Below are 2,989 nucleotides of genomic sequence, written 5' to 3'. Positions count from 1 at the left end.
TCGTATTGTAACTAGTTTTGACACTAAATCAAGTTATGTATTGAATTTATCTTGAATACAACAACTGTTTGGGTGTTGTATAGTCAAGCCTCACGAGCAATTAGTATTGGTCAGCTTCACACGTCACCGTGCTTCCACACCCAACCTATCAACGTCCTAGTCTCGAACGGCTCTTTAGAGGAATAAATTCCTAGGGAAATCTTATCTTGAGGTAGGCTTCCCGCTTAGATGCTTTCAGCGGTTATCCCTTCCGAACATAGCTACCCGGCGATGCGACTGGCGTCACAACCGGTACACCAGAGGTTCGTCCACTCTGGTCCTCTCGTACTAGGAGCAGATCCTCTCAAATTTCCAGCGCCCACGGTAGATAGGGACCGAACTGTCTCACGACGTTCTAAACCCAGCTCGCGTACCTCTTTAAATGGCGAACAGCCATACCCTTGGGACCTGCTTCAGCCCCAGGATGAGATGAGCCGACATCGAGGTGCCAAACACCGCCGTCGATATGAACTCTTGGGCGGTATCAGCCTGTTATCCCCAGAGTACCTTTTATCCGTTGAGCGATGGCCCTTCCATACAGAACCACCGGATCACTAAGACCTACTTTCGTACCTGCTCGACTTGTGGGTCTCGCAGTTAAGCGCGCTTTTGCCTTTATACTCTACGCGTGATTTCCGACCACGCTGAGCGCACCTTCGTACTCCTCCGTTACTCTTTAGGAGGAGACCGCCCCAGTCAAACTACCCACCAGACATGGTCCTCGTCCCGGATAACGGGACAGAGTTAGAACCTCAACATTACCAGGGTGGTATTTCAAGGACGGCTCCATTGGAACTAGCGTTCCAACTTCAAAGCCTCCCACCTATCCTACACAAGTAAGGTCAAAGTTCAATGTCAAGCTGCAGTAAAGGTTCACGGGGTCTTTCCGTCTAGCCGCGGGTACACTGCATCTTCACAGCGATTTCGATTTCACTGAGCCTCTGCTGGAGACAGCGCCGCCATCATTATGCCATTCGTGCAGGTCGGAACTTACCCGACAAGGAATTTCGCTACCTTAGGACCGTTATAGTTACGGCCGCCGTTTACTGGGGCTTCGATCAAGAGCTTCGCTTACGCTAACCCCATCAATTAACCTTCCAGCACCGGGCAGGCATCACACCCTATACGTCCACTTTCGTGTTTGCAGAGTGCTATGTTTTTAATAAACAGTTGCAGCGGCCTGGTTTCTGTGGCTGCCAATAGCTCAGGGAGCAAGTCCCATCACCGTCAGCAGCGTACCTTCTCCCGAAGTTACGGTACCATTTTGCCTAGTTCCTTCAGCAGAGTTCTCTCAAGCGCTTTGGTCTACTCGACCTGACCACCTGTGTCGGTTTCGGGTACGATTCCTGTGTAACTGAAGCTTAGAGACTTTTCCTGGAAGCATGGTATCAGCCACTTCACTGTACAAGTACAGCTTGCTATCGACTCTCAGCATAGAGCACCCCGGATTTGCCTAAGATGCATGCCTACTATCTTCCACCTGGACAACCAACGCCAGGCTGACTTAACCTTCTCCGTCCTCTCATCGCATTACACAGAAGTATTGGAATATTAACCAATTTCCCATCGACTACGCCTCTCGGCCTCGCCTTAGGGGTCGACTCACCCAGCCCCGATTAACGTTGGACTGGAACCCTTGGTCTTTCAGCGAACGGGTTTTTCACCCGTTTTGTCGTTACTCACGTCAGCATTCGCACTTCTGATACCTCCAGCATACTTCTCAATACACCTTCATCGGCTTACAGAACGCTCCCCTACCACTTGACTTAAAGTCAAATCCGCAGCTTCGGCACATAGTTTTAGCCCCGTTACATCTTCCGCGCAGGCCGACTCGACTAGTGAGCTATTACGCTTTCTTTAAAGGGTGGCTGCTTCTAAGCCAACCTCCTAGCTGTCTATGCCTTCCCACATCGTTTCCCACTTAACTATGATTTTGGGGCCTTAGCTGGCGGTCTGGATTGTTTTCCTCTTGACTACGGACGTTAGCACCCGCAGTCTGTCTCCCGGATAGTACTCATTGGTATTCGGAGTTTGCATCGGTTTGGTAAGTCGGGATGACCCCCTAGCCGAAACAGTGCTCTACCCCCAATGGTATTCGTCCGAGGCGCTACCTAAATAGCTTTCGGGGAGAACCAGCTATCACCAGGCTTGATTAGCCTTTCACCCCTATCCACAAGTCATCCCCTGGCTTTTCAACGACAGTGGGTTCGGTCCTCCAGTTAGTGTTACCCAACCTTCAACCTGCTCATGGATAGATCGCCTGGTTTCGGGTCTATACCCAGCAACTATACGCCCTATTAAGACTCGATTTCTCTACGGCTCCCCTATGCGGTTAACCTCGCTACTGAATATAAGTCGCTGACCCATTATACAAAAGGTACGCAGTCACACCACGAAGGTGCTCCCACTGCTTGTATGCATGCGGTTTCAGGATCTATTTCACTCCCCTCACAGGGGTTCTTTTCGCCTTTCCCTCACGGTACTGGTTCACTATCGGTCAGTCAGGAGTATTTAGCCTTGGAGGATGGTCCCCCCATATTCAGACAAGGTTTCACGTGCCTCGCCCTACTCGTCATCATTGTGTGTGCCCTTTCGTGTACGGGAATATCACCCTCTACGTTCGCACTTCCCAGAGCGTTCCACTAGAACACACACAACTTAATGGGCTGATCCCCGTTCGCTCGCCGCTACTAAGGGAATCTCAATTGATTTCTTTTCCTAAGGGTACTGAGATGTTTCACTTCCCCTCGTTCGCTTCATAAGCCTATGTATTCAGCTTATGATACCCGCCTTATAGCGGGTGGGTTCCCCCATTCAGATATCTCCGGATCAAAGGATATTTGCCGCCTCCCCGGAGCTTTTCGCAGGCTATCACGTCTTTCATCGCCTCTGACTGCCAAGGCATCCACCACATGCACTTAATTACTTGACTATACAACCCCAAACAGTC

At 50.5% G+C, this 2,989-nt stretch carries 1 rRNA gene; it reads right to left on the bottom strand.

Annotated elements, in window-relative coordinates:
* Positions 1-79 precede the first annotated feature (79 nt).
* Positions 80-2,971: ribosomal RNA gene (locus tag HMPREF0023_RS14990) — 23S ribosomal RNA — on the bottom strand.
* Positions 2,972-2,989: the final 18 nt, after the last annotated feature.

This window comes from Acinetobacter sp. ATCC 27244 (assembly GCF_000156555.1).
Lineage (GTDB): Bacteria > Pseudomonadota > Gammaproteobacteria > Pseudomonadales > Moraxellaceae > Acinetobacter > Acinetobacter haemolyticus.
This window is presented reverse-complemented; position numbering and strand designations above follow the sequence as displayed.